The organism is Pseudomonas jessenii (genome assembly GCF_002236115.1).
Classification (GTDB): Bacteria; Pseudomonadota; Gammaproteobacteria; order Pseudomonadales; family Pseudomonadaceae; genus Aquipseudomonas; species Aquipseudomonas jessenii.
Genome location: NZ_NIWT01000006.1, coordinates 486,038 through 503,940 on the forward strand (window position 1 = coordinate 486,038; position 17,903 = coordinate 503,940).

Sequence of the window (17,903 nt, forward strand, 5' to 3'; positions counted from 1 at the left end):
TTTGTGTTCACAGCAAAACCCTGTGGGAGCGGGCTTGCCCGCGAAGAGGCCGGAATTGCCAACCAATTTCTGGCTGGTTGCCACATTTACGTGCACCTGTGCCAAACCATTTTCCCGCATCGCCCGATTTTGGTGCTGTACTGCCTCAGGCAACCGAGGAAAGCGCCAGCATTGCTGGATGGCATAAGTCTTGCACGCTTTCCAATACGCTCAAGGCTCGCAGGAGGCACGCCGTGTCGATTCATGTCGCATTGCACCACGTCACGCATTACCGCTATGACCGCGCTGTCGAACTCGGCCCGCAGATCGTTCGCCTGCGTCCCGCCGCCCACAGCCGCACGCGGATTCTGTCCTATGCGTTGAAAGTCTCCCCCGAACAGCACTTCATCAACTGGCAGCAGGACCCTCAGGGCAATTACCTGGCGCGGCTGGTGTTCCCGGAAAAAACCGAAGAGTTGCGAATCGAAGTCGATCTGCTGGCCGAAATGGCGATCTTCAATCCGTTCGACTTCTTCCTCGAACCCTACGCGGAAAAAATCCCCTTCACTTATGCCGCGGATGAGCGCAAGGAGCTGGCGCCGTACCTGGAAACCCTGCCCCTGACGCCGAAGTTCAAGGCCTACCTGGACGGCATCGACCGCACACCGTTACCCGCCGTGGACTTTCTCGTCGCGCTCAACCAGCGTTTGAGCGAAGACATCGACTACCTGATCCGCATGGAGCCCGGCGTACAAACACCTGAGCACACCCTCGACCAGGCCTCCGGTTCGTGCCGCGACTCCGCCTGGTTGCTGGTGCAACTGCTGCGCAACCTGGGGCTGGCGGCGCGTTTCGTGTCGGGCTACCTGATCCAGCTGACCGCCGACGTCAAAAGTCTCGACGGTCCGTCCGGCACCGACGTGGATTTCACCGACCTGCACGCCTGGTGCGAGGTGTACCTGCCCGGCGCCGGCTGGATCGGCCTGGATGCAACCTCCGGGCTGTTTGCCGGTGAAGGACATATTCCGTTGGCCTGTAGTCCCGATCCGTCCTCTGCGGCGCCGATCAGTGGCTTGGTGGAACCCTGCGAGTGCGAATTCAGCCACGAAATGTCCGTGGAGCGGATTTGGGAAGCACCACGGGTCACCAAGCCCTACAGCGACGATCAGTGGCTGGCGATCCAGGCCCTGGGCCGACGGATCGATGCTGAGTTGCTGGAAGGCGATGTACGCCTGACCATGGGCGGCGAGCCGACCTTTGTGTCCATCGATGACCCGGACGGCGCCGAGTGGAATACCGCGGCACTGGGGCCGGATAAACGACGGTTGTCCGCCGAACTGTTCCAGCGCATGCGCAAGCACTACGCGCCCCAGGGGCTGGTGCATTTCGGGCAGGGCAAGTGGTATCCCGGCGAGCAACTGCCGCGCTGGTCGCTCAATTGCTACTGGCGCCGTGACGGCCTGCCGATCTGGCACAACAGCGCGCTGATCGCCGATGAGCAGGAAGGCTACGGTGCCGATGGCGCACTGGCCGGGCGTTTTCTGGCGAGTGTCGCCGAACGCTTGAAGATTCCGACACGCTTTGTGTTCCCAGCCTACGAAGACAATTTCTATTACCTCTGGCGCGAAGGCATGTTGCCGCAAAACGTCAGCGCCGAAGACTCACGCCTGGAAGAGCCATTGGAGCGTGCGCGTCTGCGCAAGGTCTTCAGTCAAGGCCTGGACAAGGTCATCGGCCAGGTTCTGCCGCTGGCGCGCACCGCCAAGGGCGACCAGTGGCAGAGCGGGCGCTGGTATCTGCGCGATGAGCACTGCCGTCTGGTGCCGGGGGATTCTCCACTCGGTTATCGCTTGCCGCTGGGTTCGCAGCCTTGGGTGAAGGCGGCGGAGTATCCGTTCATTTATCCGCAGGACCCGAATCAGGATTTCCCGCCGCTGCCCGACACAGGGCAGCATCAGAGCCAAGGCGCAGCCGTCGCAGAAGACCGTGCGCCAAACATCGACGAATCCGCCGACTGGCTGACCCGCACGGCGTTCTGTGCCGAGGCGCGGGAAGGCCGTTTGTACCTGTTCATGCCGCCGCTGGAACGGGTCGAGGATTACCTCGAGCTGGTCGCTGCCATCGAAGCCACCGCCGAAGAGCTGATGTGCCCGGTGTTGCTGGAGGGGTATGAGCCGCCGAGCGATCCACGCCTGAGCAACTTGCGCATCACCCCGGATCCGGGGGTGATCGAGGTCAACGTGCAGCCGTCCGCGACCTGGGATGAGCTGGTCGAGCGCACCGAATTCCTCTATGAAGAGGCGCGCCAGACTCGGCTGACCACCGAGAAATTCATGATCGACGGCCGGCATACCGGCACGGGCGGTGGTAACCATTTCGTGCTGGGTGGCGCGACACCGGGGGACTCACCGTTTCTGCGTCGCCCGGATCTGCTGCGCAGCCTGATCAGCTACTGGCATAACCATCCGTCGCTGTCCTACCTGTTTTCCGGATTGTTCATCGGCCCGACGTCCCAGGCGCCGCGGGTCGATGAGGCGCGCAACGATGCCTTGTACGAGCTGGAAATCGCCTTCGCGCAGATGCCTGAAGCGGGTGAGGAGTGCCCGCCATGGCTGGTGGATCGACTGCTGCGCAACCTGCTGATCGATGTAACCGGCAACACCCACCGCGCCGAGTTCTGCATCGACAAACTCTATTCGCCGGACGGTGCCACCGGGCGCCTCGGATTGCTGGAGCTACGTGCGTTCGAGATGCCGCCCCATGCGCGCATGAGCCTGGTGCAACAATTGTTGCTGCGGGCGCTGGTTGCGCGGTTCTGGCGCGAGCCCTATGCGCCGCCGAAACTGGCGCGCTGGGGCACGGAGCTGCACGATCGCTTCCTGTTGCCGCACTTTATCGAGCAAGACTTCGCCGATGTCATCGTCGACCTCAACGCCGCCGGTTATCCGGTGCGTGCCGAATGGTTCGCCGCGCATCTGGAATTCCGTTTCCCCAAGGTTGGCGACTACGCCGTCAGCGGCATTGCGCTGGAACTGCGCCAGGCGCTCGAGCCCTGGCACGTGCTGGGCGAAGAGGGCGCCATGGGCGGTACGGTGCGCTACGTGGATTCGTCACTGGAGCGTTTGCAGGTCAAGCTCAGCGGCTTGCCGCCCCAGCGATATCTGCTGACCTGCAACGGCATTCCGGTGCCATTGCAGCCCACCGGGCGTGTAGGCGAATTCGTCGCGGGCGTGAGATTTCGTGCCTGGCAACCGGCTAACTGCCTGCAACCGACCATTGCGGTCCACGCGCCCCTGGTGTTCGACCTGCTCGACACCTGGATGCAGCGCTCGCTGGGCGGTTGCCAGTACCACGTCGCCCATCCGGGCGGGCGCAACTACGACAGTTTGCCGGTGAATGCCAACGAAGCGGAGAGCCGGCGAATGGCGCGCTTTTTCCGCATCGGACACACGCCGGGAAAGTTTCCTGTACCCAATCTGGAAATCAGCGACGAGTTGCCGATGACACTCGATTTGCGACGTTTCTAAACCGTACGCGACGCTCGGGTTTTTCGTATATCAGGGCGTCACGAGCCTGCGTTAGTCTGACCGTTCATTGCTGTCTGCCGAGCTTTCCATGCCTGACCTGCTAGACCGCTACCCGCTGACGGCGGGCACCTATCACGAACTGCTCGACGACAGTGGCGCCGTGCGCCCGCACTGGCGCCGGCTGTTCGAACAGTTGCAACGCAGCACGCCGGCACAACTGGTGCAGCGTCAGGCCCTGCTGACCCGGCAGATTCAGGAAAACGGCGTTACCTATAACGTCTATGCCGACCCCAAGGGCGCGGACCGGCCGTGGGAGCTGGACCTGCTGCCCCATGTCATCGCGGCTGACGAGTGGCAACAGTTGTCGGCCGGCATCGCTCAGCGGGCGCGGTTGCTCAATGCGGTGCTGGCTGACCTTTACGGTCCGCAACGGCTGATCGCCGAAGGTCTGCTGCCCGCCGAGCTGGTGTTCGGTCACAACAACTTCCTTTGGCCCTGTCAGGGCATCAGTCCGCCTGACGGAGCCTTTCTGCATCTGTATGCCGTGGATCTGGCGCGCACACCCGATGGCCGCTGGTGGGTGACGGCGGATCGTACCCAGGCGCCTTCGGGAGCCGGATATGCGCTGGAAAACCGCACGATCGTGTCCCGGGCCTTTCCCGAGCTGTACCGCGATCTGAAGGTGCAGCACCTGGCCGGGTTCTTCCGCACCTTGCAGGAAACCCTGGTCCGTCAGGCCCCGAGTGACGGAGACGCACCGTTGGTGGTGCTGCTGACACCGGGGCGTTTCAACGAAAGCTATTTTGAACATCTGTATCTGGCTCGTCAGCTCGGTTATCCGCTGGTGGAGGGCGGCGACCTGACGGTGCGCGATGCCACGGTCTACCTGAAGACCCTGAGTGGCCTGCGTCGGGTCCACGCGATCATGCGCCGGCTCGACGATGACTTCTGTGATCCGCTGGAGTTGCGAACCGATTCGGCCCTCGGTGTCCCAGGCCTGCTGGAAGCCGTGCGGCAGGGGCGGGTGCTGGTGGCCAACGCCCTCGGCAGCGGTGTGCTGGAATCGCCGGGTTTGTTGGGTTTTCTGCCGAAGATCAATCAATTCCTGTTTGGCGAAGAACTGATCCTGCCGTCCATCGCCACTTGGTGGTGCGGTGAAGCGCCGGTTCTGGCCCAGGCCCTGGAGAAACTTCCAGAGTTGCTGATCAAGCCGGCGTTTCCGTCCCAGAGCTTTGCACCGGTATTTGGCCGTGATTTGAGTGATAAACAGCGCAAGGAGCTCGCAGAGCGCATGCAGGCGCGTCCTTATGCCTATGTGGCGCAAGAACTTGCTCAATTGTCCCAGGCGCCGATCTGGCAAGCCGAAGACGGTCAACTGCAACCCCGTGCCATCGGCATGCGTATGTATGCAGTGGCCAGCCGCGAGGGATATCGGGTACTGCCCGGTGGCTTGACCCGGGTCGCCGCCCAAGCCGATGCCGAAGTGGTGTCGATGCAGCGCGGCGGCGCCAGTAAAGACACCTGGGTGCTGGGCGATCGTGCGCCTAGCGGCGAACAATGGAAGGCCCAACGCAACATCGGTGTGCATGACCTGGTGCGGCGCGATCCGTACCTGCCATCGCGGGTGGTGGAAAACCTGTTCTGGTTCGGTCGTTATTGTGAGCGTTGCGACGACAGCGCCCGTTTGCTGCGAATCATGCTGGCGCGCTATGTCGACGGCGACGACCCGCAAGCCCTGCAGGCAGCGGTGGACCTCGGCGAACGACTGATGTTGCTGCCCGAGGAGGGCGAGTTGCCAGAGCGCCTGTTGGCGGCGCTGCTCGGCGATGACTGGCCGTTCAGTCTGCGTTCCAACCTGCAACGCTTGCAGTGGGCTGCTTCGCAGGTGCGCGGCAAGCTCTCGCGGGAAAACTGGCAGGCGCTGGTGGAGTTGCAGCGCGAAGCCATGGAGCTGGAAACCGAAGAGCCGGATTTCGGTGAGTTGCTGGATTTTCTCAATCGTCTGGTGATGTCTCTGGCGGCGCTGTCCGGCTTTGCCCTGGACGACATGACCCGGGATGAAGGCTGGCGTTTCCTGATGATTGGTCGGCGAATAGAACGCCTGCAATTTCTCAGCGGCAGCCTGGCGGCGTTCCTGCGGGGTGCCGGGGCTTTCGATCAGGCCGGGCTGGAGTGGTTGCTGGAACTGGGCAACAGCAGCATCACTTACCGTTCTCGATACCTGGCGGTGGCGCAGCTGATCCCGGTGCTCGACCTGCTATTGCTCGATGAGCAGAACCCTCACGCCGTGTTGTTCCAATTGAAACTGGTGACCCGCACACTCAAACGCCTCAACGATGACTTTGGCGCGCCGCGTGAAGCAGCGCTGCCGCAATTGGTCGAGCGTCTGGCGCGATTCGATCTGGGCTGCCTGGAAAACCCGCTGTTCGGCGACGCGAGTGTTCGCGCTGCCATCGAGGGGCTGGCCGCGCTGCTGCAAGAGATCGCCGACGCCAGCGGGCAAGTTTCCGATCGCCTGGCGCTGCGGCATTTCGCCCATGTCGATGATGTCAGCCAGCGCACGGTGTCCGTCTGATGAGCGCTCACTACCAGATTTTCCACGACACCCATTATCACTACGACAGCCCGGTGTCCCTGGCCCAGCAACTGGCGCATTTGTGGCCGCGGCCTTGTGCCTGGCAGCGCTGCACCGACCGGCAATTGCAGATCAGTCCGCAGCCGACCTCGCGCCGCGATGAACTGGATGTATTCGGCAATCCGCTGACCCGGCTGGCGTTTGAACGTCCTCATGATGAGCTGCTGGTCAATGCCAGCCTCACGATCGAGGTACTTCCCCGGCCCGCGCTGGACTTCAATCTTTCACCCGCATGGGAAGACACCCGTAGCGCGCTGACTTACAGCAGTCAGCCGCTGTCGCCCGAATTGCTTGAAGCCTGCCGTTACCGCTTCGAATCACCTTACGTGCATCTAAAGCGAAACTTCGTCGAATTTTCCGAGAGCTGCTTCCCGACGGGGCGGCCGCTGTTGCTCGGCGTTCAGGCTTTGATGGAGAAAATCTTCAGCGAGTTTACCTTCGATGCCGAAGCGACTCAGGTGGCGACGCCGCTGGTGGAAGTGCTGGAACGCCGACGCGGGGTCTGCCAGGATTTTGCCCACCTGATGCTCGCCTGTGTACGCTCCCGTGGATTGGCCGCGCGCTACATCAGCGGCTACCTGCTGACCCAGCCGCCACCTGGCCAGCCACGGCTGATTGGTGCCGATGCATCCCACGCCTGGGTCTCGGTGTTTTGCCCGGTGCTGGGTTGGGTGGATTTCGATCCGACCAACAATGTGCAACCGGCACTGGAGCACATCACCCTGGCCTGGGGCCGGGATTTTTCCGATGTGTCGCCGTTGCGGGGGGTGATTCTTGGGGGAGGGAACCACGACCCGGAAGTTCGCGTCACTGTGATGCCACTGGATTAACGAAGATCAACTGTGGGAGCGAGCTTGCTCGCGATAGCGGTGTGTCAGTCAATTTGATATTGGATGTGCGGCCGTCATCGCGAGCAAGCTCGCTCCCACAGGGAATTACGGTGTGTTTGGGTCATTCGATTGGCCTGTGTGGGTCGGCAGCAAAGCTGCCAACCCTTTACACAGATCCGGTGGGCCTGTTCAGATCAACCGGCCCGGAGGTTCTCAGGCGTCGGGCGCCGAGTCTTTCGGTGCATCAACATCGTCTTCTGCCGCCACTTCACCCTCAGGGTTCAGTGCCGCTTCTTCAGCTGTAGCTTTCTTGCGCTGAAGCTTTTCCTCTTTCTTCTGCTCCTTGGCCAAGTCTCTCTGACGTTTGGCGAAGGAATAATTAGGTTTAGCCATGGGCGATCCTCTGGGGTCGAAGGTGAGGTTGAGCGGCGCATATTCTGCCCTGTATCGGTGCCGAGCCGTTAGCTGGGTTTTTGCTCGGCCCATTTTGGCGCTATGGACGGTTGCCAGGCATCCAGAGCATCGAGCAGGGTTTGCGGCGATTCGCTCACTTGCAGCATGTCACGGTGCTGCCCGCGAACGAAGCCTTCGCCGACGATGTGATCAAGAAAAGACGTCAATTTGCTGTAGAAACCATTCACTTCCAGCAAACCCAGCGGTTTGCCGTGGTAGCCGAGCTGGCCCCAGGTCCAGACTTCGAACAGCTCTTCGAGGGTGCCAAGGCCGCCGGGCAGTGCGATAAAGGCATCGCTGAGCTCGGCCATCCGCGCCTTGCGCGCGTGCATGCCATCGACGACTTCCAGGCGAGTCAGGCCGCTGTGGCCGATTTCCTTGTCTTTGAGGCTTTGCGGGATGATGCCGATCACTTCACCGCCGGCCGCTAGGGCCGCATCGGCGACGATGCCCATCAAGCCCACGGCGCCACCACCATACACCAGGGTCAGCTTGCGCTCGGCCAACGCCCGGCCAAGGGCCACGGCTGCTTCGCGGTAAGCCGGATTGGTGCCGGTGCTGGCACCACAAAATACACAAACGGATGTTAAAGACATGCCTTGCTCCTTGGTCGATCAGGGCCACAGAGTAAAGGCAGGCGCACGGCACTCCAAGGGCTAGACTTGGTGTTCTGGGGTTTCGTACGTGCCGCTGGCGCCGCAGGCGTAGGCGGCCAGCAAACTGCACAACAGACTGTTGATCAACATGATGGGCATTCCATTTGAAGGGGGACGGCCTGATGATAGGCCCGGACCAGACACTTGGCCGGTAGATATTTCGCATCGGTGCCATAGCGCGAAAGTTGTATACAATTTTTGATTCAAGTCATATGAACTTGCGAAGTTTTCAGGCAGTCTTCTGTTTATTCGCGATTTCCTTAACCCTGCCTTGGAGATTCACCATGTTTGCCAAACTTGTTGCGGTATCCCTGTTGACACTGGCCAGCAGCCAATTGATGGCTGCAGAGTGCAAAGTCACCGTCGACTCCACCGACCAGATGTCTTTCGACACGAAGGCTATTGAAATCGACAAGAGCTGCAAGACGTTTACCGTGGAACTCAAGCATTCCGGCAGCTTGCCGAAGAACGTCATGGGCCATAACTGGGTGCTGAGTAAAGAAGCCGACATGCAGCCGATCGCCACCGACGGCCTGAGCGCCGGCATCGACAAGAACTACCTGAAGGAAGGCGATGCCCGCGTGATCGCCCACACCAAGATCATCGGCGCCAAGGAAACCGACTCGGTGACCTTCGATGTGTCGAAGCTCGACGCTGCTGAAAAATACGGTTTCTTCTGCTCCTTCCCGGGCCACATCTCGATGATGAAAGGCACCGTGACTCTGAAGTAAGACTGACCACCGCGTTATCGTTCATCGCGGGCAAGCCACGCTCCCACAGGGCCACCACCGTACCTGTGGGAGCGGGCTTGCTTGCGAAGGGGCCAGAAGCATCAACGCATGTTTTGGCCAAAGAAAAGCCCGCTGGGGATCACTCCTCAGCGGGCTTTTTCATTCACTCACGCCTCAAGGCGCAAACGGCATCACCCGCTTGTGATGGGTCTTGTTGTAGGTATCAACAATGATCTTGAACGCCTCTTCACGCACCGGGTTGCCGTGCAGGAACGCATCGATCTCGGCATAGGTCACGCCGTGTGACGCTTCGTCCGGTTTGCCGGGCGACAGGTCCTCCAGATCGGCGGTCGGGACTTTCTCCACCAGCGACTCCGGCGCGCCGAAGCTGCGGGCGATGGCGCGGACCTGATTTTTCACCAGGCCACTCAGTGGCGCCAGGTCGCAGGCGCCGTCACCGAACTTGGTGAAGAAACCCATCACCGCTTCCGCCGCGTGATCGGTGCCGATCACCAGGCCATGGGCCGCGCCGGCGATGGTGTACTGGGCGACCATGCGCATGCGCGCCTTGGTGTTGCCGAGCACGAAGTCCACCGACACCGCATGTTTGCCTTCGAAGGCCGCCACTTCATTGGCCAGGGATTTGACCGCCGGACCGATGTTCACGGTATGGCGCTCGTCCGGCTTGATGAAATCCACTGAAGCCTGGGCGTCGTGTTCATCGAACTGGGTTTCGTATGGCAGGCGCACGGCGATGAATTTGTAGGCGGCATCACCGCTGCGCTGGCGCAGTTCACGGACGGCCCGTTGGGCCAGCAGGCCGGCGGTGAGGGAGTCGACACCACCACTGATGCCCAGTACCAGGGTCTTGAGCCCGGAATTGACCAGGCAGTCCTGAATGAAGGTCACCCGCCGGGCGACTTCGGCCTCAAGGGCGGCTTCGTCGGCGAATGGCGGCTGGACCTTGAGCTGTTCAGCAATCTCACGCTGTACGGCTTGCATGAATTCACTCCTTGCTTGATGTACTTGAAAGGGCGGCAGGAACCTGGAAAACGTGTCGCAAGTAAGCGACGAAATTCGGGTCTTTGCAGTGCGTCTTGCCTGGCTCGTCGGAGATCTTCGCCACCGGCTGGCCGTTGCAGGCGGTCATTTTAAGCACGATGCTCATCGGTTCGACACCCGGAATATCACACGTCAGGTTGGTGCCGATGCCGAAGCTGACATTGATCCGACCGCGCAGCGCCCGGAATATCTCCAGAGCCTTGGGCAGGGTCAGGCTGTCGGAGAAAGTCAGCGTCTTGCTCATCGGGTCGATGCCGAGCCTGTGATAGTGGGCGATGGCTTTTTCCGCCCAAACCACCGGATCGCCTGAGTCGTGGCGCAAACCGTCGAAAAGCTTGGCGAAAAACAGATCGAAATCGCCGAGGAAGGCATCAATGGTGATGCAGTCGGTCAGGGCAATCCCCAGCAGGCCACGGTATTCACGGACCCAGCAATCGAGTGCGGCGATCTGGCTGTCGATCAGCCGCGGGCCAAGTTGCTGGTGCGCCATGATCCATTCGTGGGCCATGGTGCCCAGGGGTTTCATGTCCAGCTCCCGGGACAGGTGAACGTTGCTGGTGCCGACGAAGCGTCCGGGGAAATCGTGCTTGAGCACATTCACCACTTCTTCCTGCACGCGGTAGGAAAAGCGACGACGGGTGCCGAAATCGGCCACCTGCAATTCGGACAATTCGTCGCTGCTGGCGTTGGCGCTCAGCCAGTCGAACTTGCGGTAGAGCTGCTCGCGGGCCTGTTCCAGCACGACTTCGCGGTAGCGATAGCGGTTGCGCACCTCGCTGACCAGCGCCAGCAGCGGCACTTCGAACAGGATCACATGCAGCCAGGGGCCCCGCAGGCGGATAAACAGTTCACCGTTTTCGAGGCCGGTGTGGATGTAACGCAGGTTGAAGCGAAACAACCCGAGAAAGCGCAGGAAGTCCGGCTTCAGGAAGCTGATGCGTTCCAGAAAGCTCAACTGGTCGGCGCTCAGGCTCAGTTCGGCCAGGCGCTCGATCTGGAATCGGATTTCCGCCAGGTACGGGCGCAAGTCCTCGCCGTTACGGCAACGAAACTCCCATTCGACTTCGACGTTCGGGTAGTTGTGCAGCACCGCCTGCATCATCGTCAGCTTGTAGAAGTCGGTGTCGAGCAGGTTCTGCACGATGCGATCGGCAAATACACTCTCGCTCATAACGGGGGTTCTCCACATTGAATAGAGCTAGTGGCGCATAACGGTGATGGGGATTGCCAGCAATTTTTTAGCCTGCAGCAGATCCTTGTGGGAGCGAGCTTGCTCGCGATAGCGGACTGACAGGCAATTCAAATATTGAATTCAATGACGCCATCGCGAGCAAGCTCGCTCCCACAGGGATTGTGCAGGGGCTTAATGTTGCACCGATTCCGGGCTATCGATCTGCTCCAGCATCCACTTCACAAAGTCCCGCACCTTGGGGACTTCCGCCGAGTGCTCCGGGTACGCCAGGTAGTAGGCGTCGGTGCTGGGCATTGCATGCTGCCAGGGAATGACCAGCTTGCCGTCGGCCAGTTCCTCTTCCACCAGAAAACGGGGTAACAGCGCCACGCCGCAGCCGACCTGGGCGGCGCGGATGCACATGTAAAAGGTTTCGAAGCGCGGTCCGTGGTAGCTGTGCTCGGTGTGGTAGCCCTGATGGTCGAACCAGTCATGCCAGGCCTGGGGGCGGGAGGCGTTTTGCAGCAGGACCAGGTCCGTCAGCTGTGTCGGATCGGTAAACGGTGCGTCCGGCAGGCTGCCCGGGGCGCACACCGGCACCAGCTCTTCGCCGAACAGCTTCAGGCATTCGGTGCCGGGCCGTGAGCCCTGGCCGAAGTAGAACGCCAGGTCGCTGCGACCTTGCAGCAGGTCGTCGGCTTCCTGCTCGCTGCACAGGTCCAGATGGATCGACGGATGCCGCAGGCGCCAGCCTTTCAGGCGCGGCACCAGCCAGCGTGCACCGAAAGTGGGGGGCGTCGAAACCCGCAGGACTTCTGTTTCGCCGCCGTAGGAACGCAGGTAATGGGTCGACATCTCGACCTGCGTGAGGATTTTTCGCACCTCAACCAGGTACAGATCGCCAGCCGGCGTCATCTGCAGGCGGCGGCGCACCCGGCGAAACAGCAGGTGCTGCAACAGCTCTTCGAGTTGCGCGACCTGTTTGCTCACGGCGCTTTGGGTCAGGTTCAACTCTTCGGCGGCCCGGGTGAAGCTCAAATGCCGGGTGACGGCCTCGAAGCACTGCAATGCAGCGATCGATGGCAAGTAGCGTTTATTCAGCATGGGCGGTCCTTGGTTCTTGTTTCTTATTGCCAGCAATGCACAGCATGAATAAACGGAATGATATCTCTCTTAAAGGTCGTTTGTTGAGTAACCTCCGGGCAGCTAAAACTACAGGTCTGATCAGCCGTGATTTTCCGGCTGCACGTGTTCTGTCTTTTGCTTGAGGAGTGACCCATGGTTGCCGCATTGCTTGATCGTCTAGGTGTGAACCCGGCCCTGTACCAGAACGGCAAAGTGCCGGTGCATTCGCCGATCGATGGCAGCAGGATCGCCGCCGTCAACTGGGAAGGCGCTGCTGAAGTCGAGCAACACATCAGTCGCGCAGATCATGCGTTCGAACTGTGGCGCAAGGTTCCGGCACCGCGCCGTGGCGAGCTGGTGCGGCAACTGGGTGACATTCTGCGTGAATACAAGGCCGACCTCGGCGAGCTGGTGTCGTGGGAGGCCGGCAAGATCACCCAGGAAGGCCTGGGTGAAGTTCAGGAAATGATCGACATCTGCGACTTCGCCGTCGGCCTGTCCCGTCAGTTGTACGGTCTGACCATTGCCTCCGAGCGTCCTGGCCACCACATGCGCGAAACCTGGCATCCGCTGGGCGTTGTCGGGGTGATCAGTGCGTTCAACTTCCCGGTGGCGGTCTGGGCCTGGAACGCCACGCTGGCGCTGGTCTGCGGCAACCCGGTGATCTGGAAGCCGTCGGAAAAGACGCCACTGACCGCACTGGCTTGCCAGGCGCTGTTCGATCGCGTGCTGAAGAACTTCAGCGATGCGCCACCGCACTTGAGCCAGGTGATTATTGGTGGTCGCGATGCCGGCGAAGCCCTGGTCGATGATCCGCGTGTCGCGCTGGTCAGCGCCACTGGCAGCACCCGCATGGGCCGTGAAGTGGCGCCGAAAATCGCCGCGCGTTTTGCCCGCAGCATCCTCGAACTGGGTGGCAACAACGCGATGATCCTCGGCCCAAGCGCCGACCTGGACATGGCCGTACGAGCCATCCTGTTCAGCGCCGTCGGCACTGCCGGTCAGCGTTGCACCACGTTGCGTCGCCTGATTGCCCATGAGTCGGTGAAAGAAGAAATCGTCACTCGCCTGAAAGCCGCTTACTCCAAAGTGCGTATCGGCAACCCACTGGAAGGCAATCTGATTGGTCCGCTGATCGACAAGCACAGCTTCGAAAACATGCAGGACGCGCTTGAGCAGGCCTTGAGCGAAGGCGGCCGGGTGTTTGGCGGCAAGCGCCAACTGGAAGACAAATTCCCTAACGCCTATTACGTCTCGCCGGCCATCGTTGAAATGCCGGAGCAAAGCGATGTGGTCTGCCACGAAACCTTCGCTCCAATCCTGTACGTGGTTGGCTACAGCGATTTCCAGGAAGCCATGCGCCTGAACAACGCCGTGCCACAAGGCCTGTCCTCGTGCATCTTTACCACCGACGTGCGTGAAGCCGAGCAGTTCATGTCGGCGGTGGGCAGCGACTGCGGCATTGCCAACGTCAACATCGGCCCGAGCGGCGCGGAAATCGGCGGCGCGTTTGGTGGCGAGAAAGAAACCGGCGGCGGTCGTGAGTCCGGCTCCGATGCATGGCGCGGCTACATGCGCCGCCAGACCAACACCGTGAACTATTCGCTGGAATTGCCGTTGGCGCAGGGCATCACGTTCGATTGACAGGTGCCTTCCTGTAGGAGCGAGCTTGCTCGCGATGGACGTCAACGATAACGCGTGTTTGCTGCATAACCGTGTTGCCCTGACGTTTTTCGCGAGCAAGCCCGCTCCCACATTTGAAGTATGTGTTTGTTAGGTTTCTGCTTGGAGTCTGGCAATGCCGTTACGCGAAGAGTGTCTGTGGGAAAAACTGACGCCGCAAAGGCCGGACAATTCGGCCCTCAAGGGTGAGGTCACGGTGGATGTCTGCGTCATCGGCGCCGGGTTTACCGGTTTGTCGGCGGCGGTGCATCTGCTGGAGCAAGGCAAGACTGTTTGCGTGCTGGAGGCCCATCGCGCCGGTCATGGTGGTTCCGGGCGCAACGTCGGGCTGGTCAATGCCGGGATGTGGATTCCCCCGGACGAGATCGAAGCCGGGTTTGGCGAGGCGGTTGGCAGCCAGCTCAACCGCATGCTGGGGGCGGCGCCTTCCCTGGTGTTCAGCCTTGTGGACAAGTACAACATCGATTGCCAGTTGCGCCGCGAAGGTACGCTGCACATGGCGCATAACGCCCGTGGCGAGGCCGACTTGCGCAGTCGTGAAGAACAATGGAAGCGTCGCGGTGCGCCCGTAGAGCTGCTCACCGGTCAGGCCTGCGAGCAAGCCACCGGCACGAAAAAGATCGCCGCGGCATTGCTCGATCGCCGCGCCGGCACACTCAACCCGATGGCCTACACCACGGGGCTGGCCAAAGCGGCCATCGGCCTGGGCGGTCAATTGTTCGATCATTCCCCGGTCACCCGACTCGAACGTCAGGGTCAGCGCTGGTCAGTACAGACTGCCCAGGGCTCGGTCATGGCCGAGAAAGTGGTGATTGCCTCCAATGCCTACACCGAAGGCGACTGGACGGAGCTGCGGCGCAATTTCTTCCCCGGTTATTACTATCAGGTGGCCTCGGTGCCGCTGACCGAAGAAGCCGCCCGACAAATTCTGCCCGGTGGCCAGGGTTCCTGGGACACCCGCCAAGTGCTCAGCAGTATCCGTCGAGACAAAGACGGTCGCCTGCTGCTTGGCAGTCTCGGTAATGGCAATCAGAAACCGGCCTGGTTCCTCAAGGCCTGGGCCGACCGCGTGCAGCAACACTATTTCCCGTACCTCAAGCCGGTGGAATGGGAGTGCACCTGGACCGGTTGCATCGCCTTCACCCCCGATCATTTGATGCGCCTGTTCGAACCGGCGCCCGGTTTGGTGGCAGTCACCGGTTACAACGGCCGGGGCGTGACCACGGGCACGGTCGTCGGCAAGGCCTTTGCCGATTACCTGTGTAACGGAAATCCTCAAGCGCTACCGATTCCCTTTGCACCCATGCAGCCATTGGCCGGGGTGGGGTTGCGCAGCTGTCTGTATGAGGCGGGATTCTCGCTGTATCACGCGGGCCAGTGCCTGCGGATCGTGATCTGAATGTTGATTTTTGCAGTGGGAGGCGGCGCTTTTTCGATCTGCGGCTAGCCTGTAGTGGTGCGGGTTGTAGCAGTTCCGCACCAGCAGTGTGCACTTCGGTGACGCACGTTGTTACAGGCTGGTTGCACGTTGTTTAAAGCCGCGGTTGCAATGATGGCGCAGTCGGGTTGCGCCTCAAATAAAAAATGGTTTTACCTTCCGCGGTTTAGACGGTTGCACGCCCAATGAAAATGGGACCGAAACAGTCGAAATAACAAGAAAGCAGCGACTTTTTTCAGAATAAAAAACCGATGGCACGGCCCTTGCTCTGAGCATTCAGTGAAGTCGCAGTGCCAATTAAAAAAACCATGGAGCACCACCTCATGTCCCAGACGTTTTACAAGAAAGGCTTTCTGGCCCTCGCAGTGGCAACTGCGCTGGGTGTTTCTGCGTTTGCTCAGGCTGACATCAAGATCGGCGTAGCGGGACCAATGACGGGCGCCAACGCGGCATTTGGCGAACAGTACATGAAGGGTGCACAGGCCGCGGCCGATGCGGTCAACGCGGCTGGCGGGGTTAACGGGGAAAAAATCGTACTGGTCAAGGGCGATGACGCCTGCGAACCGAAACAGGCTGTGACGGTCGCCAAGGACCTGACCAACCAGAAAGTCGCCGGCGTAGTCGGTCACTTCTGCTCCTCCTCGACCATTCCGGCCTCCGAGATCTACGACGAAGCAGGCATCATCGCCATCACCCCGGGTTCCACCAACCCGGCCGTTACCGAGCGCGGCCTGAGCGCCATGTTCCGTATGTGCGGGCGTGACGACCAGCAAGGCATCGTGGCCGGCGACTACATCGTCGACGTGCTCAAGGGCAAGAAAGTTGTCGTGCTGCACGACAAGGACACCTACGGCCAGGGCCTGGCGGATGCTACCAAGGCTCAACTGGTCAAGCGCGGCGTAACGCCTGTGCTGTATGAAGGCCTGACCCGTGGCGAGAAAGACTTCAGCACCATCGTGACCAAGATCCGCGGCGCCGGCGCTGACGTCGTCTACTTCGGTGGTCTGCACCCGGAAGCCGGTCCTCTGGTGCGTCAACTGCGTGAACAAGGCCTCAAGGACGTCAAGTTCATGTCCGACGACGGCATCGTGACCGACGAACTGGTGACCACCGCTGGCGGCCCGCAATTCGTTGACGGCGTGCTGATGACCTTCGGCGCCGACCCACGCCTGCTGCCAGACAGCAAGACCGTGGTAGACGCCTTCCGCAAGGCCGGTACCGAGCCTGAAGGCTACACCCTGTACGCCTACGCTTCGGTCCAGACCCTGGCAGCAGCCTTCAACGGCGCCAAGTCCAACAAGGGCGAAGAAGCGGCTGCATGGCTGAAGAAAAACCCGGTCAAGACCGTCATGGGCGAGAAGACCTGGGACAGCAAGGGCGACCTGAAAATCTCCGACTACGTGGTTTACCAGTGGGACAAGGATGGCAAATACCACCAGCTGGAAAAACAGAAGTAAGGGCTGACTCAATTGGGTGAACCCCACGGTTCCCCTGTGGGAGCGAGCTTGCTCGCGATGACGGACCGGCAGGCAACTCATTCGTTGAATGTTAAACCGCAATCGCGAGCAAGCTCGCTCCTACAGGGGGCCGTGGTGGCCTGCCTGATCGTGGCTGACATTGCTCCGACGTATATCTGTATTTTCCTTAGAGGAACCGCACAGCCACATGTGCAGGTTCTCATTGCGTGAGATTGCGTTATGGATGGTATTTTCCTGCAGCAACTGGTCAACGGCCTGACCCTCGGGTCGGTCTATGGCCTGATCGCCATCGGCTACACAATGGTCTATGGCATCATCGGCATGATCAACTTCGCCCACGGCGAGGTTTACATGATTTCCGCTTACCTCGCGGCAATCAGTCTGGCTCTGCTGGCTTACTTCGGTATCGAATCTTTCCCGCTGCTGATGCTTGGCACACTGATCTTCACCATCGTCGTCACGGCGGTGTATGGCTGGGTCATCGAGCGTGTCGCCTACAAACCCCTGCGTAACTCCACTCGACTCGCACCGCTGATCAGTGCGATCGGTATCTCTCTGATCCTGCAAAACTACGCACAGATCTCCCAGGGCGCGAAGCAACAAGGCGTTCCGACTTTGCTCTCGGGTGCCTGGCGCGTTGATATCGGTACCGGTTTCGTTCAGTTGACCTACACCAAGGTCTTCATTCTGGTTGCAGCGTTCGTCGGGATGGGCCTGCTGACCTACGTCATCAAGTACACCAAGCTCGGCCGCATGTGCCGTGCAACCCAGCAAGACCGCAAGATGGCTTCGATCCTGGGGATCAACACCGATCGGGTGATTTCCTACGTGTTCATCATCGGTGCAGCGATGGCGGCCCTGGCCGGCGTGCTGATCACCATGAACTACGGCACATTCGACTTCTATGCCGGCTTCATCATCGGGATCAAGGCGTTCACTGCCGCGGTGCTCGGCGGGATTGGTTCACTGCCCGGCGCGATGCTCGGCGGGATCATTCTCGGGATTTCCGAGTCGCTGTTTTCCGGTCTGGTGAACTCGGACTACAAAGACGTTTTCAGCTTCTCGCTGCTCGTTCTCGTTCTGGTCTTTCGGCCCCAAGGCCTGCTCGGCCGTCCTCTTGTGTCGAAGGTGTAAG

The 17,903-nt window shown here is 60.6% G+C and carries 13 protein-coding genes; 8 read left to right on the forward strand and 5 right to left on the reverse strand.

Annotation, left to right across the window (positions count from 1 at the left end):
* Positions 1-233 precede the first annotated feature (233 nt).
* From PSJE_RS22275 to PSJE_RS22285, 3 genes are all read left to right on the forward strand, one after another.
* Entirely contained in the window at positions 234-3,506 is a 3,273-nt protein-coding gene (locus PSJE_RS22275) for a transglutaminase family protein (protein ID WP_090452825.1), read from the forward strand.
* Positions 3,507-3,594: 88 nt separating this feature from the next.
* Positions 3,595-6,081 carry a circularly permuted type 2 ATP-grasp protein gene (locus PSJE_RS22280; protein WP_090452827.1) on the forward strand — a complete coding sequence of 829 codons (2,487 nt, stop codon included), beginning with the start codon at positions 3,595-3,597 and terminating at the stop codon, positions 6,079-6,081.
* Positions 6,081-6,971, forward strand: a complete 891-nt coding sequence (locus PSJE_RS22285; protein ID WP_090452829.1) for a transglutaminase family protein — start codon at positions 6,081-6,083, stop codon at positions 6,969-6,971. The genes PSJE_RS22280 and PSJE_RS22285 overlap by 1 nt, the downstream gene beginning before the upstream one ends.
* A 213-nt stretch (positions 6,972-7,184) precedes the next feature.
* On the opposite strand, the gene PSJE_RS22290 is transcribed toward PSJE_RS22285, so the two are convergent.
* Both PSJE_RS22290 and PSJE_RS22295 read right to left on the reverse strand, forming a co-directional pair.
* Positions 7,185-7,364, reverse strand: coding sequence for a hypothetical protein (locus PSJE_RS22290; protein ID WP_007973286.1), 180 nt, complete (start codon positions 7,362-7,364; stop codon positions 7,185-7,187).
* 68 nt (positions 7,365-7,432) lie between these two features.
* Complete coding sequence (locus tag PSJE_RS22295) at positions 7,433-8,020, reverse strand: cytokinin riboside 5'-monophosphate phosphoribohydrolase (RefSeq protein ID WP_057397746.1); 588 nt, start codon at positions 8,018-8,020, stop codon at positions 7,433-7,435.
* A 344-nt stretch (positions 8,021-8,364) separates the two neighbouring features.
* Between PSJE_RS22295 and azu the strand changes: the two genes are divergently transcribed.
* Positions 8,365-8,811, forward strand: a complete 447-nt coding sequence (gene azu / locus PSJE_RS22300; protein ID WP_090452831.1) for an azurin — start codon at positions 8,365-8,367, stop codon at positions 8,809-8,811.
* Between the two features lie 174 nt (positions 8,812-8,985).
* On the opposite strand, the gene nadE is transcribed toward azu, so the two are convergent.
* The 3 genes from nadE to PSJE_RS22315 all read right to left on the reverse strand — a co-directional run bounded on the left by nadE (position 8,986) and on the right by PSJE_RS22315 (position 12,148).
* On the reverse strand, positions 8,986-9,813 hold the full coding sequence (gene nadE / locus PSJE_RS22305; protein ID WP_090452833.1) for an ammonia-dependent NAD(+) synthetase: 828 nt from the start codon (positions 9,811-9,813) through the stop codon (positions 8,986-8,988).
* 4 nt (positions 9,814-9,817) lie between these two features.
* Entirely contained in the window at positions 9,818-11,044 is a 1,227-nt protein-coding gene (gene pncB, locus PSJE_RS22310) for a nicotinate phosphoribosyltransferase (protein WP_090452834.1), read from the reverse strand.
* Between the two features lie 192 nt (positions 11,045-11,236).
* Positions 11,237-12,148: a LysR family transcriptional regulator gene (locus tag PSJE_RS22315; RefSeq protein WP_090452836.1), complete on the reverse strand. Its 912-nt coding sequence runs from the start codon at positions 12,146-12,148 to the stop codon at positions 11,237-11,239.
* A 174-nt stretch (positions 12,149-12,322) separates the two neighbouring features.
* Here PSJE_RS22315 and amaB point away from each other — a divergent pair, with 174 nt between their 5' ends.
* The 4 genes from amaB to PSJE_RS22335 all read left to right on the forward strand — a co-directional run bounded on the left by amaB (position 12,323) and on the right by PSJE_RS22335 (position 17,902).
* Positions 12,323-13,813 (forward strand): L-piperidine-6-carboxylate dehydrogenase, encoded by a 1,491-nt coding sequence (gene amaB, locus PSJE_RS22320; RefSeq protein WP_090452838.1) that lies wholly within the window; start codon positions 12,323-12,325, stop codon positions 13,811-13,813.
* Positions 13,814-13,967: 154 nt separating this feature from the next.
* Entirely contained in the window at positions 13,968-15,251 is a 1,284-nt protein-coding gene (gene amaA / locus PSJE_RS22325; protein ID WP_057712223.1) for an L-pipecolate oxidase, read from the forward strand.
* Positions 15,252-15,613: 362 nt separating this feature from the next.
* Positions 15,614-16,747 carry an ABC transporter substrate-binding protein gene (locus PSJE_RS22330; protein WP_008048115.1) on the forward strand — a complete coding sequence of 378 codons (1,134 nt, stop codon included), beginning with the start codon at positions 15,614-15,616 and terminating at the stop codon, positions 16,745-16,747.
* A 240-nt stretch (positions 16,748-16,987) separates the two neighbouring features.
* Positions 16,988-17,902, forward strand: a complete 915-nt coding sequence (locus PSJE_RS22335; protein ID WP_007979705.1) for an ABC transporter permease subunit — start codon at positions 16,988-16,990, stop codon at positions 17,900-17,902.
* Position 17,903: the final 1 nt, after the last annotated feature.